The following is a 23,175-nucleotide window of genomic DNA, read 5'->3' as shown; positions in this document are numbered from 1 at the left end:
ATATTATATAGAATTAAAATAGATCTATTAATATTTGTTTATTGCTAATTTTTTTATAAAATTGTAAATAATATTTCGTCCCTGAATATTTAATCATTAAATTGTACCTATATGAAAAGTTTAGTTTTAAAATTATTTTTATTCTCCTTTCTCCTTATCGGGGGAGGAGAGGTTTTTGCAGCTAAATATTATGTCGGCGGAGACGTAAGAGAATTTTGGACGAAGGAATTATTACCAGGTGTTACCGTTCGGGCCCTCGGTACTACAAGCGCCACAATAACTGATGAGAATGGAAGATATGTGTTAGCTCTCGATGAAGCAGGTACCTATACATTAGAATTTTCTCTTGTAGGATTTGGTACTGCTACAAAAACGGTTATATTATCTAATCCAGGTGAGGCTACCATCGTAGGCGATATGATTCTTGTGCCTGAATCAAATACAAGAGAAAAATTATTTTCCAATAATCTTTTTTTTCGTAACATTGATACACACGAATTATTAGCTTATTTAAAAAAGGAAAAACTTCTATCTTTATTAGATTAATCTGAGTTATGAACCTTTATAATGTCAACACGATTCTGACCCACGAGGCAAAAATACAGGGACGAAGCATTTTGTTTAAGATTCTCGTGGGATTGGTTATCGGTGGAATTACTTACATCGTCATGATTTACCAGGGAAATTTCCATCCCGTTTCCTGGCAAAAGATTGCCATGCCCTCCTATATCCCCTGGATCAGCACAACGCTTCTCAACCTTATTCAAAACCTATTCATTATCTTTAGGGTAAGCGGGTTTTACAAGAGATGGACAGCCGAAAACCTCGAGGTGCACCAGGCCAGTAATAGCGAGTGGATGACGGGAAAAGTCCTGGGCGTTATAAAGGTTCTGTTTATCCTCGACTTCGCTTCCATCGGGATTACCAGTCTCGTGCATATACTACTCACGGGTTCCCCGTTCAATATAGGGATATACCTTTTCTATTTCAGTACCCTGACAATTCCGTCTACCCTCTTTTACACCGGGTTTACCCTGTTGCTATCCTTTCTTACTCGACATAAAGGGATTACCGTGTTAATAGCGGGGATATTCTACCTGTTTACCTCCGGGATTTTCCACGATTACTGGAACGGGACTACCGATGTATTGGCCATCTCCATACCGAATATCTTCTCGAACATCACCGGGCATGTTAACACCGGGTATTACCTCATGCACCAGGGAGCTTTCCTCCTGCTCGGGATAGGCATAATTGGCTTAGCGTCAGCCCGTTTTAACCGGATTCCAAACCGGGTAAAAGCCCCCGGACGAACCTGTTTAGCCGGGGGTATAGTGACCCTGGTCGGGATTACCCTACTCGCCTCTTACCGAATCCATTTCGTGAAAGAGAGTCAAAAAAGACAGAATCACGTGGAGATATTCGTGCGCCACGGGAATATTCCCAACTTACAAATTCCAGAACACCAAATCCATTTTTCCAGGGAAGGTTCTACCGTGAACGCGACCAGCGAATTCTACCTGAAAAACCCGAACCCGGGAAAAGTAGATACCCTCGTGCTTTTTCTAAACCCCGGCCTGAAAATAAACTCGTTGAAAGAGAACGGAAAAGAACTGCCATTCAAACAAGAAGGACAGATCACCCTCATCTTTCATCCCCTGGAGACAGGACAAGAGATAAAACTAAAACTCCGTTACTCGGGGGAAATCGACGAGAGCGTCGCTTACCTCGATATCCCCGACAAGCTGTTTTACAAACCCAAGGATAACCCTTTCCTTCCCTTTGTACTCGGAAAAAGAACGGCCATAGTCGAGAAGGATTTTATTTTCCTCACGCCAGAGGTCATGTGGTACCCAACAGCCGTCCCTCCCGTTAACCCGTTAGCTCCTTTTTGCTCCGGGAAAGACTTTACCCGTTTTAACCTGGTCATCGAGAAACCCGGAAAATTAGTCTTCCTCTCCCAGGGAAAAGAAGAGAAAAATAAAAAACAGGTCTCTTTCGATAACGAGGAGCCACTTACCGGGATTTCCCTTTGTGCCGGAAAATTCAGAAAGAAAAACATTAACATGGGGAAATTTAACGCCTACCTCTACCACTTAGAAGATCAACCTTTTTTCTATCAGGATTTAAAACTCGCTAACATAAGATTGATAATGGAGGATTACAAAAATTTAATAAACTACAGAGGAATAAACGGAAATCCCCCCTACAAATTAATGTTAATCGAGACTCCCCTCTCTATTAGCTCTTTTTTCAGACCATGGAAAAAAAGTAGTGATTTTGCCCAACCGGAAATTTTCTTTTGGCCGGAAAGAGGAGCCACTTTCGATCTTGATCTCAAACAAATGAAAAAAATATACCGGAAAAGCTTTTATACCAATGACGAGAAAGAATTACAAAGTCATATGCTCTCCCGTTCTCTTGAACTTCTTGTCCAAGGAGAATTTTCCCATTATAACGAGAAAACAGGAATCGCCAACTGGGAAAAAAACAAGTACAATATTCTCCCCGTTCTTGTAAAAGATACCTGCTATACCCGATCAGACGAATTTCCTATCATGAATACAATCGTGAAAAATATCCTGGAAGAAGACCCTCGATTCAGTTCCGATCAAATGATTCCTTCACTTAATACGATCCTCGCCTTACGTTACATGGAAAAACACAGCCTAAAGGAAGCCTTGTATGATAAAGCGTTACCGGAAGAGGTACTCGCAAAAATCATTGACCTGAAAAAAAAGGATTTTCTTCATTACCTTGCCTCTTGTGCAAGAAGAGATCAGGTCATCGATCTGCTTCGGAAAACGTGTACCACCCCTCATCAAGTAACTTTCTTCGAGGAATTTTCCGAAAGATTTAAAGAGAAGTTTAACACGGATATTCTGCCTTTTACACACCGATGGTACACTGGAAAGGGATTGCCGGCAATCCTCGTGCAAGAAGTACGGAAAGGCAAAATAGAGGGAGATAAACTTGAAAGGTACGCCGCTCACGTTAAATTATATAATCCCTCTGACATAGACGCTACTATCTATGTCAGTTTCGAAGCCGACCAAAGATTGCATACAACTCTCTCCTCCCCGGCAATCAAGTACCTCGTGATCCCGGCTCGTTCTTGTAAATTGGTAAAAATGGTCAACGACAATAAGTATAATATTTACCTTTACATGGGGATATCTCAGAATATTCCCAATCAAAAACAACTCGGAGCACCTCTTGTCACCATCACGGACACGACAACCGGCATCTTCGATTGCGAACCCACGGTAACAACTCCCAACCCGGATGAACTGATCGTGGATAACGAGGGCCAAGGCTTCTCCCTTGTCGAACCCGGTCAAAAACTAAGTAATCTTTTTAAACAAGAATTTGAACGGTATTACGAGTGGCCTCATAACGCCCTCAAATGGACCAAAAATTATAACTCCACATACTACGGAGAAATCATAAAAAGTATTTATTACAAAGCGGGCGGAAAGGGAAATTATAAAGCAAAATGGGAAGTGAACATTACCGAACCGGGAGAGTACGAGATCTTTGCTCATATCCCTTTAATATATACGGTACAACCACCTGTCTTAAATAATTATTGTGACGGGGCGATTCTCCATTACACGATAGAACAAAGAGAAAAACAAGAGGTTAAATTAGACATTATGCGCAAACGAGAACGTCGTATTGGATTCTGGATACCATTAGGCACTTTTACACTTGAAGCAGGGAAAACCAGTGTCACCCTCGATGACCGGGGAAGTTCCAATCAATACATCGTCGCCGACGCCATTAAATGGGTAAAGAAAAAAACATCAACGGACAAATAAAAGAGTGACTACGGTCAAATAAAATACTTGCTCGATCAATAATACCGAAGCTCCGCAACAATCTCCGGTATATCCTCCTATTTTATGTTGCAGGAAAAAACGTAAGCCGCATGCCATTACCAAAGCGGGAAAGGCAGCACACCATAAATATCCGTCTAAAAAGAAAAAAGGAATCAAAACAAGAAAACCGACTCCTGCAAAAATAAAGAACTTAACCTTATTATATAATAAACGGATCTTACTCTCCTCTACTTTTCGGACATAGGAGAGGGTATTCGTCATCAAGGCAGCACAGAATTTAGAAAAACAATCCGCACTCAAAATAATGGCAAACAACACGGGGGACTCTACCCCCGATTCTCCAATAGCAGATAACAAACTATAATAAAGCAAGAAATAAAGAATCAAACCGATGGTTCCGTAACACCCGATATGCGAATCCTTCATAATGGCTAAAATTCTCTCTTTCGATGTCCCTCCTCCAAATCCATCAAAAAAATCAGCCAGACCGTCTTCATGCAACGCTCCGGTCAATAAAACACGGGCAATGATTGCCAATATACAGGCAATCCCTACCGGCAACACGAACGAAGCCAACCAAAGAGTTACGGCCGTAATAAAACCGGTCAAAAAACCGACTAAAGGCCAATACCGTATGGCCTCTTCAAAATAACGTTTATCTACATTTATCCATCGCCATAAAGGTAAACGAGTAAACATCATAACCGCCGCTAATAAACCCTTCATATTATTGCAAATTTCAGATTGACGATTGTAAATGAACCTCCGATTCTTTTTAATTTACAATTTAAAATCCACAATCATCAATCGTTGAATCACTTCATTTTCTAATAACCTGATCGTTAAATGTTTTAATCTACAATCGTCAATTTACAATTGATAGCACATTGCACCCGTCCCCGTGGGTTATTTAAAATATTTTGTCACCTCGGCCTGCTTAAATGAAGCCATTTCGTTAATCATATGCACGGCCGATTCCAATAACGGATAGGCACAAATGGCTCCGGTACCTTCACCTAACCGTAATCCCAAATTCAACAACGGCTTAGCTTCTAAATAATCCAATAACAACTTATGTCCCGTTTCATCCCCCTGATGTCCGTACACACAATAATCCGTTATTGCCGGATAGATTTCCCTTGCAGCCAACACACAATTGGTCATGATAAATCCATCCACGATAATAATCATTCCTAACTCCGCTGCCCGTAACATTCCTCCGATAGCAGCCACCATCTCGAAACCTCCGAAATAACGTAAAATATCTTTTGTCGATCCGTCTCCGCCATAATTTTCCATGGAAGCCTTCAACACCTCGTACTTGTGTTTAATGCCGTCACTCGCCAAACCGCTTCCGGCTCCCACGCATTGCTTCAGATCGATACCGGTGAAATAGGACATCCAGATGGAAGAAGGCGACGTGTTGGCTATTCCCATCTCTCCAAAACTCACTACATTGGTTCCTTCCGCGTAAACCATATCCACAATCTCAGCCCCGATTTCAATCGCTCGATCAAACTCCTCTTCACTCATTGCCGCCTCGTAACGAAAATTGGAAGTTCCTTTCCTGATCTTTCGGTCGATTAAACCTTCCAACACGCCAAAATCTCCGTTTACTCCGCAATCAACCAATTTAAGGCCGAAATGATGTTGCCGGGCAAACATATTCACGCCCGCCCCTCCTTTGATAAAATTGTAAATCATCTGTCGGGTTACTTCCGGAGCCGAGAAACTAACCCCCTCCCTTACGATTCCATGATCCGCCGCATAAATAATATTCTGCGGCTTACTCAATTCCGGCGACAACGTTTGTTGGATAGCCCCCAACTGTACGGCCAACTCCTCCAATCGCCCCAAAGACCCCTTAGGTTTTGTCAAATTATTGATTTTATCCACTAAAACCGGCACAATAGCCTTATCTGTCTCTTTTATAGTAAACGTTCTCATCTTAAATTCCCTTTTATTCATTCTTAACCTTTGATCTTCACTTCTATTCCCGAAACCATCAAAACGACCTCATCCGCACGGGATGCCACGTATTGATTTACCCATCCTTGCAAATCGGTAAAACGACGTTGTACCGGGTCCACGGCTATCCCCCCCATGCCGATCTCGTTCGTCACAAAAATAAAAGTCCCTTCCTGTGCCGTAAATCGATCAAATTCATTTTTTATTTCACACAAAGACTTTTCAATATCGGAATTATTATCAAAGAAAAAATTCGTGCTCCATAATGTAATACAATCAATGACCACGACCCGATTTTTCACATCACATTTGGATATATATTTCTCTTCTTCGATATTGGTCCACTGGGGACCGCGATCCCGTTGATGCCTCCTCACCCGCTCCCGGAACTCCTCATCCCACACCCGGGAAGTCGCTAAATAAACCGGAGCATCCGATAACTCCAACGCCAAACGCTGAGCATAATCGCTTTTGCCCGATCGCTGTCCTCCGGTAACCAAAACTATCTTTCTTTTCATCATGCCGACAAATTTCTCTGTTTTTTAATGAAATACAAAAGAATAGTGAAAAAAATTGAGAGTTCATGGTATTTAATCTACACCATGAACTCTCAAAAAACGACAAAATTCTATTTAAAACTTATAAAATACAGAAAGTTGATAATTTCTCGGAGTACCTTGTACCGGACTGGACGATTCAAAATACTCTTTATCAAAGATATTATTTACATTACATGCTAATGTAATATGATTCTTTATCGTGTAAAAAACACCACCATCCATTAACCATAGAGAGGGATAATAAAGTCGAGAAGCTACATCCCGGAAAATCTTGTCCCGGAAATTTCCACTCAAATGGAAGGACAAAGCCTTCAATATCCCTGTCGGAACGGTATAATCGGCAAACGCATAGAAGGTGGTCCGGGGTACTCCTGTCGTCCGCATGTTTTTCCCTGTCTGCTTATACTCAGGAAAAGCGCTACTTTCCCGAATGGAGCGTACTCGATAATCCGACAAGCACAAAGCGCCTCTCAAAGAAAGAGTAGGTAAAACCCGGGCCGTAACATCAATATCCAACGTCTTCATATCGGCTCTACCGACCTGTGCATTAACCGTCATCTTGGTCACCTCCACAGATCCATCTCCTTGCTCTTCTTCTACCTCGCGAGTTCCCACGTTCGTGACCATATTCGCACGGCGCACGTATGAGAAATTCACGTTTGCATCCAACCATTCATTAAAAGTATAACGAACCCCTGTCTCAAAAGAGTAATCCCGTTCAGGTTTAAAAATTTGATCCCCTTCCTTATCCGGATTAATTGAATTTCCGTTTTTATCCAAATAGATATTATTCACACGATAAGTCGTCGTATTCGGGGTAAAAGCTGACCCGTGGGCAATATAAACCGATAATTCAGGTCTGGGAAAATAAACAGCTCCCACATGCCAAGTAAAGGCAGAAGTATGAAAATTCGTCCATTCTCCCATATCTTTTTTATCGTAATCGAATGATTTTCCGTCGATCGTCGGGAAGTTAGCCATCATTCTCCTTTTATAGAAATCCATACGCCCGGAAGCCATAAATTTCCATTTATCGTTCAATTCAAACACATCCCGGAAATAGATACCGTTTGTATTCCATTTTCTCAAATAGAGAGAAGAAACATTCTGTATCCAATACCCCTGTACAAGTTCCGGATTTTTCACGGACAACATTACGTCGGCTCCCGGCCCATAAGTATCTCCTTCGTCCCAACCGCAATATTGACGCATGTCAAATAACGACCAGTTCCAACCGATGGCATAATGGTGTTTTGTAGAAGCAACATCTGCATCTCCGGTTAACTCCAAGGTGTTATTATAGGTATCGTGACGCGGAAAAAATCCGCTTGCCCCGAAACGACGCAAAGAATCTATATCCACATAAGTTGCTTCCCGAACCCCGTTCTTCTCCGTATAGTATTTATAATCTGCCCCGTCAAAGGGAGTTTTTGCACTCTTGTAAGAAAGGCTTCCCGCTCCGGAGGTCCGGTGATAACTGTGATCAAAAGCAAAAACTTCTTTTAACTTCAAACCATTCGTGAAAGTATAAACATAATCAAGTTTAATATTATATCCTTTCCGGCTATGCGAATCATTGGCAAAATCATTATAAACCTGTCCAAAATCGGCCGTCGGATGACGATCGCCCTTATGCATAACCAGTTTATCGGTATTAATATCCACCATATCGCCCGGCATATAAGGAGCGGCCCCCAACTCGACCGTATAATGGTCGTCTTCAAAACCAAAGGTAACATCCACTCTACTCTTGCCCAATGTTGCTCCCAAAGCTGCCATTCCGGATAAACGCTGAGGAGACATACGACGCCACCCCCCAAAAGTAGCGTAATGCAAATTGGCCATGTACTCTACCGGTCCGATCAACTTACCGCCAAAACCTAAATTTACTTTTTTTACATCCCATCTTCCATAGCTGAAACGGGCATCTGCCGCAAATTCAGGAGAAGCTTTCTTGCGCACGATATTAATAACACCTCCCATAGCTCCATAGCCGGCAAGAATGGCCGCAGGCCCGCGAAGTACCTCGATAGATTCCGCCGAAGCAAGATCCCCCAACGGAAAGGTATTGATGCTCTGCCTATCATCCCGAATACCGTCTACCATTAAAACGGCAGGCATATTGGACCCTCCGACGTAAAAACGTTTCCATAAACCACCCTGATCCCCCAGCCGAACACCAGGTAAAAAACGAACGGCATCCACCCACTCGGTAATTCCTTTTCGTTCAAGCACTTTCGCAGATAATAGAGATACATTCAACGGAACAAACCTCAATGGTACATTTAGTCCCATTAATTCCATTCTTTTCTTTTTTCCCAAGACTGTCGCTTCTTCGATATTAAAAATCGAATCCGTGATACTCCTTTTTTTCCTTTTGTCTTTATCTTCGGCTAAAAGAGAGCCGACACACACCAATAACAGTAATGTTAGTACAACAACTTTTCTCATAATATATATATTAATAATGAATAAAGCATTATTAACATAGATTAAGGGGTACGTGAGTAAAAGGTATAAATTTATCTTACTCCTCTCGCTTTTGTTCCCGAAAGCTATGGTTTACATGTTTTGGCAGGTCTTCTGACTTGTTCCGAATTTTGCCGCCTTCCCGGTTTCAACCAGTGACATTGAAGTACAAAATTCTTTTACAGGAACTTACAGCTGCGGGTACAGTTCCGGACTTACACCGGATTCCCTATTGTGTTTCACCTCATGATAAGAGGTATTACACCAAAACGGCGCAAATTTAATATAAATTTTTATATTACAAACATCATCGTCACTTTTTTATTTTACGATATTTTTCCAGAAATAACACCATTTCAAAAAAAATTGTACATTTGCACCGTTTTGGTGTTGTGTTATTATTCCAATTAACACACAAGAGGGAAACCGGTCAGAATCCGGTACAGTACCCGCTACTGTGATGCCTGTTTCTTCTGCAAAGAAGAATTATACGGATAAATTCTTACACCACTGTTCCGTTAAACGAGGGATGGGAAGGTATTTGTCCGGGGCGAGTCAGGAGACCTACCAAAATAAGTTATTAACGCATATGCTCGGGGTTAAGGATTGCGTTATGAAAATATTTTTCATCAAAAATGAAAGATTTTTTACCGCCAAGCTTCCATTGCATCGTTATCAAACGATTCAATAAGAATTCCATTGAATTTCGGGCATGCGGTAATGGATATTATATAACTATAAACTAAAAGGATATGATTAAGTTTTTCATTCACGTTCACCGAATTCTCGGGCTTCTGCTCTGTATACTATGCTTTTCATGGTGTATTTCCGGTATAGTATTGATTTATCACTCTTTTCCCCGGGTTGGTCCTGATAAACGTCTTCCCCGCCAGGAGGCTCTGGATACCTCCCGCCTGCCTGATATCAACGAAATATGGCAGCGCCTACCCAAAAACGCCTTGTCTAATAATTTAAATTTAAACAATCCTTTCGGCGAACCGGTTTTTCATTACGGTAGATGGCGCGATGTGAATGATATTTATGTAGATAGTAATTACATACTTCCTTCTCCCATCTACGCTCTTTGTGAACAAAGAGCTAAATACTGGTGTCCTGACCGTAAGATTACCGGAGTAGATACTCTTCACAAATTGGAAGTATGGATTCCTTTCGGGCAATTGAAAAAAGACCTGCCCATCTACAAATTTCATTTTGACGGACCGGAACATTATCAGCTTTATATCTCTTCCCGTACCGGAAATATTTTACAGTTCTCTTCCCGGGAACAACGTTTTTGGGCCTGGATCGGGGCCATTCCGCATTGGTTATACATTACTTCCATCCGGCAGGACATACAAAAATGGGATGCTCTTTTGTATTGGAGTTGCTTGCTCAGCCTCATCATGTGTATCAGCGGAATGTACCTCGGCATTCGTTCCTATTGGCTGACCCGCCGGAAAGGCTTCCTTCGTTCTCCTTACAAAAAACCATGGTTCCGCTGGCATCACATTACCGGTTTCTTTTTTGGAATTTTTCTCTGCACATGGTTATTCAGCGCATGGGCTCCGGTATCTCCTGTCTTTTCCAACCTTTTCAGCAAGAAGAAAGGAGGAACCTCTCTCAGAAGCCTTCCTCCTATTCCGACGGTTCCTCCTATCGAAAAATATAACCTGGATTACCGAAAAGCCGTTGCCGAAGTTTCAAAAACACATGGCCCGGTAAAAGAGATCACCTGGAGCAACTACTATGAAATACCTCTCTACAAATTACGAACGTTGGAAGAAGAGATCATTCTGGATGCTTCCGTCGATACGATACGTCCTTTCCGGATTACCGAAGAGATGATCTATGCCGCCGTCGAGAAGCTGGCGGCAGATACAGTTCATTACTCCATCGTTAAAATGGACGAATACGACAACTATTACATCTCGCGTCGCAGGGCTTTACCCTTACCCGTTTATAAAGTAACTCTGGATAATGAGACTGAAGATTGTTACTATTATAACCTGGAATCTTTCCAACCGCAACATTACGACAAAAACGGACGTTGGAAACGTTGGGCTTTCCGGGGTTTACACCGTCTGGATTTTAAGTTTCTGGTAGACCGTCCCGTTCTATGGACCGTTGTTATGTGGGGACTTCTGCTGGGATGTGCATTTGTCTCCCTGAGCGGAATTGTTTTATCCGTAAAATACATTATCAAATTGGTAAAAAAACTCCTGTAACGAAAACTGAAATTTGTTTATTACCTTCGCGGGAAAGAATCAAAGAAGAGATACTATGATAGAACTCATTCTTACCCGTCACGGGGAAACGCTGGAGAATCAACAACATATTTTACAAGGACAACTTCCTGGCACACTCTCTCCGTTAGGTATAAAACAGGCAGAAGAGTTAGCCGAAAAATTGAAAAATAAACGAATAGATGCTGTGATATGCAGCGATCTGGCAAGAAGCCGGGAGACAGCCAGGGCTGTAGCCTCCTTACACGGATTAGAACCCGAAGCAACCCCTTTGCTCCGGGAGATGGATTGGGGCGTATACACGGGACAGCAATTGGACGATGTAAATTGGGCCGATCTGCCGGATAGTGTCGAATCCGTGGAGGAATTGTTTAACCGGGCTGCCGCTTTTATTCGTTATTTAAAGACGTATCACGAGGGGAAGCGAATCGTAGCCGTGGGCCATGGAGCCTTTAACCGGGCCATTGTCACTTACCTTCAAGGCAAAGAAGCCATGGAGATGACCGAATTGCCAATTATGGAAAACACGGCCTGCATTTCATTTCAGATTGTATAAACACATAACCCATTGATACTATAAATATGAAAATATACACCAAAGGAGGAGATAAAGGAAAAACAGGAATACACGGGGGAAAACGAGTTGACAAGGACGATCCCCGTATCGAGGCGAACGGAGCTTTAGACGAATTGAACTCCTATATCGGACTTATCCGTGCCCAAATCGGAGAAGGACATGAGTGGCAAGAGATGCTCTATTTCATTCAAAAATCCCTCATGGTCGTCATGTCACACGTGGCAACGCCTATCGCTTTACGTCCTCAAAATCCGAATCCGCTTCCTGAAGATTTGGATACTTTCTGCGAGCGGGAAATAGACCGATGGCAAGCGGCGATTCAACATCCCTCCACACATTTTATCCTCCCGGGAGGAACCCTCATTTCCGCTCATTGCCATATGGCGAGAACCATCGCCCGACGAGCTGAAAGACGACTATGGACGTTAAACAAAAAAGAGGAGATCACTCCGGTTATTCTACGGTTTATCAATCGTTTGTCGGACCTTCTCTTCACGCTGGCCCGCTATGAAATGGATTTACAAGGAACGGAAGAAGAACGTTGGCAATCCTTTCTATACAAGAAAAAATCTTAGACGACAATATTTGAAAAATTCATAATATAAACACTAAAATAAACTTGCTCTGCGTTATATTTGCAACGCATTAGGTTGGTAAGTGAAATTTAAAATTTTCTATTTATGCGGTTAAAACCCATCATGTTCGTCGGTACCTGCTCCGATGCAGGAAAAAGCATCGTGAATGCCGCTTTTTGCCGCATTTTTAAACAAGACGGCTACCATCCGGCCCCGTTTAAAGCTCAAAACATGTCTCTCAACTCCTATTCCACACCGGATGGATTAGAGATCGGACGAGCGCAAGCCGTGCAGGCGGAAGCCTGTATGATACCACCACAAAGTGATATGAATCCCGTGTTGCTAAAGCCGACAAACGAACAAAGTTCACAGGTGGTCTTAAACGGGAAACCGATCGGCAACATGTCGGCCAAAGATTATTTCCTGGCTAACAATAAAGCAGAACTTTTCAACCAGGCCTACGCGGCTTATGAACGTCTATCCCGTCAATACAATCCCATCGTGCTGGAAGGAGCGGGAAGCATATCCGAACTAAATTTAAAGAACCGGGACATTACCAATATGCGTATGGCTGTTCGCACGGAAGCCGCAACCTATCTTGTGGCCGACATCGACCGGGGAGGCGTATTTGCTTCGGTATACGGTTCCATCGCCTTACTCGGCGAAGAGGAGAAACGTCAGATAAAAGGCATTATTATCAATAAGTTCAGGGGAGATGTCTCTCTCTTTGACGAAGGACGAAAAATCATCCGCGATTTAACCGATATTCCCGTGGTAGGAGTTATTCCCTATTTCCGGAACATCCATATAGAGGAAGAGGATTCCGTGGCACTCGAGAATAAAAACAACCGGGCAACAGAAGGAAAAATCAACGTGGCGATTATCCTGCTGAAACGATTGTCCAACTTCACGGATTTCAACGTACTGGAACAAGACCCAAGATTTCATGCCTATTACACGAATAATATCCGGGAAATCGAAAAGGCCGACATCATTATCCTTCCGGGTTCCAAAAACACCATAGCCGACTTACAGGATATTCGCTCGAACGGAATCGCCGACGCCATACTTCAGGCCCACAAATCGGGGAAAAAAATCATCGGAATATGCGGAGGATATCAAATGTTAGGAGCCAGAATAGAAGACCCATACCACATAGAAGGAGAGATTGACGCTATTCCCGGACTAAGTATTTTTCCGACGGTCACCGTGCTGGAATCGGAAAAAATTACCCGCCAGTGCAAATTTCGATTCAACGGACACGAAAACACTTGCGAAGGCTACGAGATACACATGGGAGAAACGACCCTTCTGAACGATTCTCCGGCATCGCCCTTAAATAAATTGAGTGACGGACGAGAAGACGGATACCTTCTCAACGATAAATGTTGGGGAAGTTATCTACACGGGATATTAGACAACAGTATCGTTTTAAACGAATTAGCAAAAGGATTAACCCCGATGGCTCCATCCGAATTCGATTATGCCGCTTATAAAAACAGGCAATACGATTTATTGGCCGATCACGTGAGAGCTGCCGTCGATTTAGATTATATCTATTCCACTTTAAAAACAGACGAACGATGATACAGGGACATGGTGATGATATATACAAAATTACCGGAGAGATCAAAGCGAATTTCTCTACTAACGTTTGGTACGAAACAAATACCGACCTGTTACAATCGGTGATCTTGCAACAAATGGATAAGGTACTCCATTATCCGGAGCCCGACGCAGGGTCTTTTGTAGAAGTTGTCGCCCGACATCATGGAATTTCATCCGAAAATGTAATTGCAGGTAACGGAGCAACTGAACTTTTCTACCTGATTGCTCACGCTTTTGCAGGAGTCAGGACCTGTTTGCCGATTCCCTCTTTCACAGAATATGAAGATGCCTGTTCGTTATACAAACACCGGCTCTCCTTTATCCTTTTCTCCGAATGGGAGAGTACCCCGGAAAAAATGGAAGAAGTTTGCCCCGAACCGGAACTCATGTTCATCTGTAATCCGAACAATCCGGACGGACGCATATGGGAACTCGACCAGATCCGGAACTTACTCCGGCGTCATCCCCAAATGACACTTGTGGTGGATGAATCTTTCATAGATTTTGCCCCGTCCGCCCGCCCGGCAGAAACTTTGCTGGAACAATACCCGAATCTATTGGTGATTCACTCCATGACCAAGAATTTTGCCATTCCGGGACTCCGGTTAGGTTATCTGTTAGGAAACAAGCAACTGATCTCCCGTATCAAAAAGTTCAAACAACCCTGGAGTATAAACGCTCTTGCCATTGAAGTCGGAAAATACCTCTTGACGCAGGGAGAAAAATTACTTCCCGATACACAACATTTGTTGTATAGAAAACAAACATTCATGACAGCCTTGCAAAAGATTCCGGGATTTCGTCCACAACCCTCCGCAACCTCTTTCTTCTTAGTCGAAACAGACTGGAATTCAACGGATTTAAAACATACCCTCATAGAAAAATACGGACTGTTGATTCGGGATGCCTCCAACTTCCGAGGACTAAACGAACATTACTTCCGGGTAAATACCCTGACCGATTTTAAAAACGACCTTTTGATAAAAGCATTACAAGAGCTTGGAACCAACGAAGGATCTCAAATCAAAATAAAACCGTATTAAATCTTTCAACCATGTCCCTTCTACCCGTTTTGCTTCCCTTGATCATCGGTTATATCCTGGATCTGCTTTTCGGAGATCCCCGTAAACTCCCTCATCCCATCGTGGCTTTCGGAAACTTAATCGGTTGGTGCGAGCGTCATTTGAATCGAGGAAGATATCGAAAAACAAAGGGATGTTTAGTAGCTTTGCTCCTCCCGCTTTTTATATGGGGGATCGATATAGGAATTTCGATCTTGGCCTGGAAAATCTCTCCTATCGCCTATTACATCGTCGCTTCCGTTTCTGTCTTTTACGGATTAGCTAACCATAGCCTGATTCAAGAGGGACGAGAGGTCATAGACACGTTGGAAAAAAAAGGAGTAGAGGCCGGACGCAAACGTCTCTCCTGGATTGTTGGACGAGATACATCTCAACTTCCCCCCCAAAAAATATACACGGCAGTTCTGGAGACTATGGCCGAAAACCTGAGTGACGGAGTGGTCGCTCCGCTTTTCTTTTATGCTCTCGGCGGATTTCCGGCCATGATGGCTTATAAAATGATCAATACTCTCGATTCGATGATCGGTTACAAAGATCCCAAATACAAAGATTTCGGATGTTGTTCAGCCCGCCTTGACGACATTGCCAACTATCTTCCCGCCCGTCTGACAGCCCTACTCATTGCCCTTGCAGGTTACCGAAAAGGAATTTTCATTTTTATCCGGAAATATGCCCGACAGCACGCCAGCCCTAATTCCGGATACCCGGAATCTGCCATGGCCGGAAGTTTAGACTGTCGATTCGGAGGTCCCAATATCTACCACGGTATACTTGTCGATAAGCCATATATCGGGACCAACGACCGGGAACTCTCCCGCACGGACTTTCGTCGTGCTGCCCGAATCAACCAAAAAGTTTGTCTCTTTACACTCTTGATAATCTCTATCTTTTACATCCTATTCGTATATACGGTATGATTCCCGATTAGAAATACGGCAAAAGCCTTTTCGCTTCTGTTATTTACAATATATAGAAAAAATAAATTTCTCCCTATACTGCTTTTCATTTCCGGAAAATAATCCATTTTTGAATGCTTAAGTCATTCCATACAAATAAAATATTCGAAAATTAATATTCCTTATCCTCTTCCGAAATTTTTATACCCGAGAAATCTTCCTTTTTTAACAATACTATATATTGCTAAATACTATTTTTTATTTATATCTTTGGCTTGTACTAAAAATAAATTACAAAAAAACTGCAATCATGGAAATGACAGCTCTAAAAACAGCTATAACTTACGAGAGCAAGTTAGTAAAAAGAAACTGGTTATTTTACCTCTTTGTCTTCGGGACATTAGGGTATATATTAGGTGACACCCTCATGGACATCATTGAGTATGAATATATTCCATGGCATAAATTTATATTTGCGTCTTCCTTTCCTTTATACGGATATTACTTTTTGAGCCTGTTCCAATTGATAATTGTCGCTTTTATCGTCTGCGACATCCATAGGAAGCGGAAAAAAGCCGAAACCCGGGAAGTGCTTTCAGCACGGCCCATCGATAACGGTCAATCCTTTCTCGGGGAATTTTTGGGTATTCTTATCCCGTTCCTCACGATAGATGCCATCTTTGTAATTATCTTGATGTCCACGGGAATATTAATACCGGATTCTCCCGTTAGCTTGTGGGTAAATCTTTTTTATCTACTCACTTACGTGTTGCCCTCGCTTGTTTTTATCATCGGGCTATCTTTGCTTGTAAACAGGTTGGTCAAACATCTTTTTATCAGTTGGGTTATTCTGGTAGCTTTTCTCTATTTCGCGTACACTTACCTGACAACACCACTTCACGGGATATTCGATTTCCGGGGAAGTTCGCTTCCGAACTCTTTTTCCACCTTAGTCGGGTTCATATATATAGAGAATTACCTGCTCCAGCGAGGCGCTATCCTGTTATTGGGAATAAGCCTGCTCTATTTTGCCGTTCCCTTCACGAAAAGACAACCCGGTACCCCCGGTAAAAAACGTTATTTAACCATTCCGGCTTTCTTGTGTTTCGTACTTGCCGTGGGGCTCGGCGTTATATATGTTACCAACTTCCAAAGCCGCTTGAAAAACAGGATCGGGTATCGCGAAACCTTCGTGAAATACGATGAATACCCCAAGGCACGCGTGAGCGAGCACGATATCACCTATCGACCCGGGGGAAATAAATTCTCGGCAACAAGCCGGATGAAGGTCCAAAACCGGAAAAAAACAACAATGGAGCAGCTTCTGCTTTTTTTAAACCCGGGATTAAAGATCGACAAGATCGAATCCGGGGGACAAAACCTTCCCTTTCACAGGGATCAACAGGTAATCGTTATCGAGCGTTCCTTGGCTCCCGGGGAAAATATCGAGATAGAGATCACGTACGGGGGAACGATCGACGAGGATATTTACCAGGTAAACATCCCCGACAACAAATTCTTCTCTCCCCACAATTGGAGGAAGGGTGAAAACTACGGCAAACGCACGGCTTTTGTATCGGATAAATACACCTTGCTTCTGCCGCAATTGATGTGGTATCCGACAGCGGTTCCCCCTGTCGAGTTACAGGCATCCAAGGAGACCGACTTCACGGATTATACCCTCCATGTCAAAAACCCGGGAAAGATGGCCGTTTTATCTCAAGGCGAACCGACGAAAGAGGGAGATAACGTCACGTTCAACAATTTGCAAAACCTGACCGGGTTAACCCTCTGTATCGGCAATTACGAGAAAAGGGCGGTCACCGTCGATTCCCTTACCGTCGAGTTTTACACTTATCCGGGAAATAGTTTCTATATGAAATATTTCGATGAATGGGAAGCCTTGAAAAAAGATAACCCGGACCGGGAGAAAAATTTAAAAGAGATATTTTATAAATGTAAAAATGAGATCGAATACAATACTCCCATTCCCTACCCCTTTAAATATTTTAAACTGATCGAGGTTCCTTCCTCCTTCTATTTTTGGACCAACAAAACTTCGTTTAGCGATAACAATTCGTTTAGCGATAACATTCAACCGGAAATGGCACTTTTCAGGGAACGATTATGCGGAGACCTATCAAGCCATCCCGGTATTCTTTCCGGAGATCCTAATCAAGACGAGAGCGTGGAGGAACACATCCTGTACCGCCAAATGCCCGCTTTTCTTGGTAGGATAGGAATAAAAAACATTTTCTTGAATTACAATAGTAGCCTCACGTCCGATTCGTACCAGGGTATAGAATTGATATTCAAACATATGATAAACCCGAAAGAGCCTGAAAATGAAGTGAACCCGAAAATGCTAAATCATTTTGCGGAAAAAGGACTGAAAGGAATTATCGCAGAAGGGCATAGCAGGCAACAAAGCGCCATCATTCCTTTAAAAGTTTCGCATTTATTAGGCTATCTCTCGACAATCACCACCTGGGACTCCTTAAACCGTTTTATGCATGAATTTAACGAGCGTACCCGTTTTCAAGAAACCAACTTCGACTCGTTCATCGAGGAATTCGAGCAGCGTTTCGGGCAGAACATCAAACCTTACATGGACGAATGGTACACGAGTCGCCAGATACCTCTGTTATTGATAAAAGACCTCTCCCATAAAACAACGGAGAAGACACGGATCATCGATTTCAAGGTGGGCAATATCAGTGAAACGGACGGTATCGTTTCACTCCTTATAACCAATATGTACGGTTCAATAACCGGATACTGCCGAAATTACCTGATCAAACCCGGAGAATATAAACGAATCGTCATTCATGAAAACGTCGAATATCGTTTAGAATTGACTACCAATTTTTCGGGCAATATACCGAATGAAAACATTTTATTCCGACCGGGAGAGTTTCCTTTGTCAGGTCCCGCACCGAAAGAAGGAGTCTCACCGATCGATAGAAATGAATTCTATCCACCGGGAGAGATCATCGTTGACAACGAGGACGAGAATTTCCAGTTGATCGATTCCGCAAACAACCGAAAACGATTAACCGATCTGATCAAAAACGAGGGCGATCAAGAATACGTCAACTCGCAAAACCTTAAAGCTGATGCGTGGAATCCTTTATTAGCAACAGAACTATACGGCGAACGTATCCGTAGCGCTTTTGTAAAAGAAGTCGGTACCGGCCAATTCAAGGCCGAATGGACTGCCAACCTTCCGGAAGCTGGAAAATACGAGATATTTATCTATCGGCCTCATATTGTCACGTATGGAAGCAAGGTATATGCAACCGATTACCCGGGAATGAAAAGTTACTATACCGTCTACACTCCAAAAGGAAAAGAGGAAATTATCTTCGAAGTTCCAGAAGGAGATTTCACATTGAGCCCAGAATTCTTGACGGAAGAAGAAGCCTGGGTATCGTTGGGCAAATTTACCCTGCCGGCCGGAGAATCCCGCATCGTGTTGGACGACCGGGGAGTAAATCATCCTATGACATCAGAGAGATATCGTCGTTATTCATTTATTCAGCTCGTGACTGCCGATGCAGTCAAATGGGTACAACGTAAATAAGTATAAAAACTTAATACTACTCTACTAAACCCAAGAAGATTTTCAACTTATACAAGCAAGAAATATTCCACTCGTTGAAATTGCCATTCCCCGTAACACAATCCTACAGTCGAAAAGGGAATGGCATTCGTTTTAAATTGACAATTAAGGGATTCAGTAATTAGGTGATTCCGTGATTAAAAAAGGATTCTTTTGACTTTATGGAATTTAGAGACCTTATAGAACAGATAGTCCATTTTTGAAGGCTAAGCCATTCTATACAAATAAAATATACGAAAATTGGTACCCCTTATCCTCTTCCGAGATTTTTATACCCGAGAAATCTTTCTATTTTTAACAGTATCATATATTGCTTAATACTATTTTTTATTTATATCTTTGGTTCGTACTAAAAATAAATCACAAAAAAAACTGCAATTATGGAAATGGCAAATCTAAAAACAGCTATATCTTACGAGAGCAAGTTGGTAAAAAGAAGTTGGTTATTTTACCTCTTCATCTTTGGAATATTGGCATATACATTAGGTGTTATCCTATGGGATTATTACGGACTTGACAAGTATATCAACTGGGAAAAATTTGTATTTGCATCCTCCTTTCCTTTATATGGAATTTACTTTCTGAACCTGTTTCAATCGGTATTCGTCACCTTCATCACCTGTGATATCCAAAGGAAACGAAAAAAAGCCGAAACCCGGGAAGTGCTTTCTGTAAGACCCATCGGCAACGGGCAATCCTTTCTCGGGGAATTTTTAGGCATTCTTATCCCGTTTCTGACAATAGATATCATTTTCATAATTATTTTAATGATAATCAACACATTAATACCAGACTCCCCCGTAAACTTATGGGTAAATCTTTTTTATCTCCTCACGCACGTGTTACCCACGCTTGTTTTTATCATCGGGCTATCTTTGCTTGTAAACAGGTTGGTCAAACATCTTTTTATCAGTTGGATTATTCTGGTAGCTTTTCTCTATTTCGCGTACACTTACCTGACAACACCTCTTCACGGAATATTAGATTTCCAGGGTAGTTCGTTGCCGAACTCTTTTTCCAGTATGGTTGGATTCATGCACCTTTCGGACTACCTGCTCCATCGAGGCGTTTTCCTATTATTGGGAATCAGCTTCCTCTATTTCGCCGCTCTCTTCACGAAGAGACAACCCGGTATCCCCGGCCGAAAACATTGTTTTATCATTCCCGCCTCCCTATTTTTAGTATTTGCCCTGGTACTCGGAGTCACTTACGTTGCAAAATTTCAAACCCGCCTGAAAAACAGGATCGGGTATCGCGAAACCTTTGTGAAATACGATGAACACCCCAAGGCACGCGTGCTCGAGCACGATATCACCTATCAACCCGAGGGAAATAAATTCTCGGCAACAAGCCGAATGAGGATTCAAAACCAGAAAAAAGTAAAAATGGAGCAGCTTCTGCTCTTTTTAAACCCGGGATTAAAGATCGACAAGATCGAATCCGGCGGACAAAACCTTCCCTTTCACAGGGATCAACAGGTAATCGTTATCGAGCGTCCCTTGACTCCCGGGGAAAATATAGAGTTGAAGATAGAGTACAAGGGAACTATCGACGAGGATATTTATCAAGTAAACATCCCTGACGACACATTCTTTTCTCCCCGCACTAAGTCAGACGGTGAAAACTATGGCAACCGCACGGCTTTTGTCTCGGGTAAATACACCTTACTTCTACCGCAATTAATGTGGTACCCGATAGCGGTTCCTCCGGTCGAGTTACAGGCATCCAAGGAGACTAATTTCACGGATTACACCCTCCACGTTAAAAACCCGGGCGAGATGACCGTTTTATCGCAAGGAGAACCGACGAGAGAAGGAGATAACGTCACGTTCCATAATGTACAAAACCTGACCGGCTTAACCCTCTGTATCGGGAATTACGAGAAAAGAGCAGTCACCGTCGATTCTCTTACCGTCGAGTTTTATACTTACCCGGGAAATAGTTTCTACATGAAATATTTCGATGAATGGGAACCACTGAAAAAAGATAACCCGAACCGGGAGAAAAACTTAACGGAAATATTTAATCGATGTAAAGATGAAATCGAATATCGTACTCCCAACCCTTACCCCTTTAAATATTTTAAACTGATCGAGGTTCCTTCCTCCTCGTATTTTCGGGCCACCACTTCGTTTAGCGATAACATTCAACCGGAAATAGCACTTTTCTGGGAACGATTATGCAGAGTACAATCCGGACATCCCGGTACTATTTCTGCAGATCCTAATCAGGACGAGAGCGTAGAGGAATTTATTCTGTACCGCAAAATACCCGCCTTTTTTAGTATGATAAGAGTAAGTAACATTTTCTCGAATTACAACAATAGTATCATGTCCGACACGTACCAGGGGATAGAACTAATATTCAAACAAATAATGAATCTAAAAGACCCTGGATATGAAATGAGTCCTAAAATATTAAATCATTTTGCAGAAAAAGGATTAAACGGAATTATTGCGGAAGGATACAGCAGGGAACAAAGCTCCATCATTTTTTATAAAGTTTCGCATTTATTAGGCTATCTCTCGACAATCACCACCTGGGATTCCTTAAGCCGGTTCACACGGGAATTTAACGAGCGTGCCCATTTTCAGGAAATTAACTTCGACTCGTTTATCGAGGATTTCGAACAGCGTTTCGGGCAGGATATCAAGGCTTACATGGACGAGTGGTACACGACTCGCCAGATCCCGACGTTAGTGATAAAAGATATATCCCGTAAAACAACAGAAGAGACGCAAATCATCGATTTCGAGGTGGGCAATTTCAGCGAAACGGACGGTATTGTTTCAATCCTTGCAAGTGATGATTACGGTTCAATAACCGGATACTGCCGAAGTTACCTGATCGAACCCGGCGAATGCAAACGAATCGTCATCCATGAAAACATCGAACATCATTTAAAATTGACCACCAACTTTTCGGGTAATTTACCGAAAGACATTTCATTCGATAACAGTGAATCTCCTTTATCGGGTCCCGCACCAAAAGAAGGAGTCACCCCGATTGAGAGAACTCAATTCTATTCCCCGAGGGAGATTATCGTTGACAACGAGAAGGGGAACTTCCAGTTGATCGATTCGGCCAACAACCGAAAACGATTAGCCGATCTGATCAAAAAAGAGGACGATCGGGAATACGTTGAATCACATGCTTTCAAAGCTAACACGTGGAATCCTTTTTTATCACAGGAATTGTACGGTAATCATATCCGTAGCGCTTTTGTAAAAGAAGCCGGTACGGGAATGCTCAAGGCCGAATGGACGGCAGACCTCCCGGAAGCCGGAAAATACGAGATATTTATCTATCGACCTCATCTTGTCATATATGGAGCGAAGCAATTTACAACCGATTACCCGGGAATGAAGAACTACTATACCGTCTATACTCCAGAGGGAAAAAAGGAAATTATCTTAGAAGTTCCAGAAGGAGATTCTTGGACTTTCAGTTCATCCTTCTTACCGGAAGAAGAAACCTGGGTATCATTAGGCACGTTCACCCTACCGGCAGGAGAATCCCGTGTCGTCCAGGACGACCGGGGAGTGGCGCCCATCCCAGTTGAAAAATTCCGTAGTACATTTGTTCAATTAGTGGTAGCCGATGCTGTCAAATGGGTAAAGGAAAAGTAAATCAGAGTTTCTGCGATTCATAGATTTTCAGATTGACGATTATAAAAGAATTAATCGTCAATCTATATTCTATTAGAGAAACGAATACTTTATACTTTTGTCAT

14 protein-coding genes and 2 riboswitches are annotated in these 23,175 nt (G+C 42.4%); of the genes, 10 read left to right on the top strand and 4 right to left on the bottom strand.

What is annotated here, in order from left to right; all coding sequences use genetic code 11:
- Positions 1 to 111 precede the first annotated feature (111 nt).
- Both QZR76_RS03615 and QZR76_RS03610 read left to right on the top strand, forming a co-directional pair.
- Positions 112 to 546 carry a carboxypeptidase-like regulatory domain-containing protein gene (locus QZR76_RS03615; RefSeq protein ID WP_294140472.1) on the top strand — a complete coding sequence of 145 codons (435 nt, stop codon included), beginning with the start codon at positions 112 to 114 and terminating at the stop codon, positions 544 to 546.
- Positions 547 to 554: 8 nt separating this feature from the next.
- Complete coding sequence (locus QZR76_RS03610; RefSeq protein WP_294140470.1) at positions 555 to 3,821, top strand: hypothetical protein; 3,267 nt, start codon at positions 555 to 557, stop codon at positions 3,819 to 3,821.
- Here the strand turns inward: QZR76_RS03610 and QZR76_RS03605 are convergent.
- From QZR76_RS03605 to QZR76_RS03590, 4 genes are all read right to left on the bottom strand, one after another.
- A complete protein-coding gene (locus tag QZR76_RS03605) occupies positions 3,807 to 4,568 on the bottom strand; it encodes an adenosylcobinamide-GDP ribazoletransferase (RefSeq protein WP_294140468.1) in 762 nt (253 codons plus the stop codon). The genes QZR76_RS03610 and QZR76_RS03605 overlap by 15 nt on opposite strands.
- A gap of 180 nt (positions 4,569 to 4,748) precedes the next feature.
- Positions 4,749 to 5,789 (bottom strand): nicotinate-nucleotide--dimethylbenzimidazole phosphoribosyltransferase, encoded by a 1,041-nt coding sequence (cobT, locus tag QZR76_RS03600; protein WP_294140466.1) that lies wholly within the window; start codon positions 5,787 to 5,789, stop codon positions 4,749 to 4,751.
- 23 nt (positions 5,790 to 5,812) lie between these two features.
- Complete coding sequence (locus QZR76_RS03595) at positions 5,813 to 6,328, bottom strand: bifunctional adenosylcobinamide kinase/adenosylcobinamide-phosphate guanylyltransferase (RefSeq protein ID WP_294140481.1); 516 nt, start codon at positions 6,326 to 6,328, stop codon at positions 5,813 to 5,815.
- 114 nt (positions 6,329 to 6,442) lie between these two features.
- Positions 6,443 to 8,821 carry a TonB-dependent receptor gene (locus QZR76_RS03590; protein WP_294140464.1) on the bottom strand — a complete coding sequence of 793 codons (2,379 nt, stop codon included), beginning with the start codon at positions 8,819 to 8,821 and terminating at the stop codon, positions 6,443 to 6,445.
- A gap of 104 nt (positions 8,822 to 8,925) precedes the next feature.
- Positions 8,926 to 9,123, bottom strand: a riboswitch (cobalamin riboswitch).
- 84 nt (positions 9,124 to 9,207) lie between these two features.
- Positions 9,208 to 9,426, top strand: a riboswitch (cobalamin riboswitch).
- A gap of 165 nt (positions 9,427 to 9,591) precedes the next feature.
- On the opposite strand from QZR76_RS03590, the gene QZR76_RS03585 reads away from it, so the two are divergent.
- The 8 genes from QZR76_RS03585 (at position 9,592) to QZR76_RS03550 (ending at position 23,071) form a co-directional block, all read left to right on the top strand.
- Positions 9,592 to 11,064, top strand: coding sequence for a PepSY domain-containing protein (locus QZR76_RS03585; protein WP_294140462.1), 1,473 nt, complete (start codon positions 9,592 to 9,594; stop codon positions 11,062 to 11,064).
- A gap of 55 nt (positions 11,065 to 11,119) precedes the next feature.
- Positions 11,120 to 11,638, top strand: coding sequence for a histidine phosphatase family protein (locus QZR76_RS03580; protein ID WP_103646157.1), 519 nt, complete (start codon positions 11,120 to 11,122; stop codon positions 11,636 to 11,638).
- A gap of 26 nt (positions 11,639 to 11,664) precedes the next feature.
- Positions 11,665 to 12,234 carry a cob(I)yrinic acid a,c-diamide adenosyltransferase gene (locus tag QZR76_RS03575; protein ID WP_294140460.1) on the top strand — a complete coding sequence of 190 codons (570 nt, stop codon included), beginning with the start codon at positions 11,665 to 11,667 and terminating at the stop codon, positions 12,232 to 12,234.
- A 105-nt stretch (positions 12,235 to 12,339) separates the two neighbouring features.
- A complete protein-coding gene (locus tag QZR76_RS03570; RefSeq protein WP_294140458.1) occupies positions 12,340 to 13,821 on the top strand; it encodes a cobyric acid synthase in 1,482 nt (493 codons plus the stop codon).
- Positions 13,818 to 14,885 carry a threonine-phosphate decarboxylase gene (locus QZR76_RS03565; RefSeq protein WP_294140456.1) on the top strand — a complete coding sequence of 356 codons (1,068 nt, stop codon included), beginning with the start codon at positions 13,818 to 13,820 and terminating at the stop codon, positions 14,883 to 14,885. Before QZR76_RS03570 ends, QZR76_RS03565 begins: the two co-directional genes overlap by 4 nt.
- Before the next feature lie 11 nt (positions 14,886 to 14,896).
- Positions 14,897 to 15,841, top strand: coding sequence for an adenosylcobinamide-phosphate synthase CbiB (gene cbiB, locus QZR76_RS03560; RefSeq protein WP_294140454.1), 945 nt, complete (start codon positions 14,897 to 14,899; stop codon positions 15,839 to 15,841).
- Positions 15,842 to 16,130: 289 nt separating this feature from the next.
- Complete coding sequence (locus QZR76_RS03555; protein WP_294140452.1) at positions 16,131 to 19,403, top strand: hypothetical protein; 3,273 nt, start codon at positions 16,131 to 16,133, stop codon at positions 19,401 to 19,403.
- A gap of 419 nt (positions 19,404 to 19,822) precedes the next feature.
- The gene (locus QZR76_RS03550; RefSeq protein ID WP_294140450.1) at positions 19,823 to 23,071 is read left to right on the top strand and encodes a hypothetical protein; all 3,249 of its coding nucleotides are present in this window, start codon (positions 19,823 to 19,825) and stop codon (positions 23,069 to 23,071) included.
- Positions 23,072 to 23,175 lie beyond the last annotated feature (104 nt).

Source organism: uncultured Sanguibacteroides sp., assembly GCF_900543425.1.
Lineage (GTDB): Bacteria > Bacteroidota > Bacteroidia > Bacteroidales > Marinifilaceae > Gabonibacter.
Note: the sequence above shows the minus strand (reverse complement) of the source record. Positions and strands in the feature narration are given on the sequence as shown.

What these genes read in the sequence shown, in the direction of transcription:
- QZR76_RS03595 (WP_294140481.1), bottom strand. Translation starts at nt 6,328, where the DNA reads ATGAAAAGAAAGATAGTTTTGGTTACCGGAGGACAGCGATCGGGCAAA.
- QZR76_RS03590 (WP_294140464.1), bottom strand. Translation starts at nt 8,821, where the DNA reads ATGAGAAAAGTTGTTGTACTAACATTACTGTTATTGGTGTGTGTCGGC.
- QZR76_RS03575 (WP_294140460.1), top strand. Translation starts at nt 11,665, where the DNA reads ATGAAAATATACACCAAAGGAGGAGATAAAGGAAAAACAGGAATACAC.
- cobT (WP_294140466.1), bottom strand. Translation starts at nt 5,789, where the DNA reads ATGAGAACGTTTACTATAAAAGAGACAGATAAGGCTATTGTGCCGGTT.
- QZR76_RS03580 (WP_103646157.1), top strand. Translation starts at nt 11,120, where the DNA reads ATGATAGAACTCATTCTTACCCGTCACGGGGAAACGCTGGAGAATCAA.
- QZR76_RS03550 (WP_294140450.1), top strand. Translation starts at nt 19,823, where the DNA reads ATGGAAATGGCAAATCTAAAAACAGCTATATCTTACGAGAGCAAGTTG.
- cbiB (WP_294140454.1), top strand. Translation starts at nt 14,897, where the DNA reads ATGTCCCTTCTACCCGTTTTGCTTCCCTTGATCATCGGTTATATCCTG.
- QZR76_RS03565 (WP_294140456.1), top strand. Translation starts at nt 13,818, where the DNA reads ATGATACAGGGACATGGTGATGATATATACAAAATTACCGGAGAGATC.
- QZR76_RS03605 (WP_294140468.1), bottom strand. Translation starts at nt 4,568, where the DNA reads ATGAAGGGTTTATTAGCGGCGGTTATGATGTTTACTCGTTTACCTTTA.
- QZR76_RS03570 (WP_294140458.1), top strand. Translation starts at nt 12,340, where the DNA reads ATGCGGTTAAAACCCATCATGTTCGTCGGTACCTGCTCCGATGCAGGA.
- QZR76_RS03585 (WP_294140462.1), top strand. Translation starts at nt 9,592, where the DNA reads ATGATTAAGTTTTTCATTCACGTTCACCGAATTCTCGGGCTTCTGCTC.
- QZR76_RS03555 (WP_294140452.1), top strand. Translation starts at nt 16,131, where the DNA reads ATGGAAATGACAGCTCTAAAAACAGCTATAACTTACGAGAGCAAGTTA.
- QZR76_RS03615 (WP_294140472.1), top strand. Translation starts at nt 112, where the DNA reads ATGAAAAGTTTAGTTTTAAAATTATTTTTATTCTCCTTTCTCCTTATC.
- QZR76_RS03610 (WP_294140470.1), top strand. Translation starts at nt 555, where the DNA reads ATGAACCTTTATAATGTCAACACGATTCTGACCCACGAGGCAAAAATA.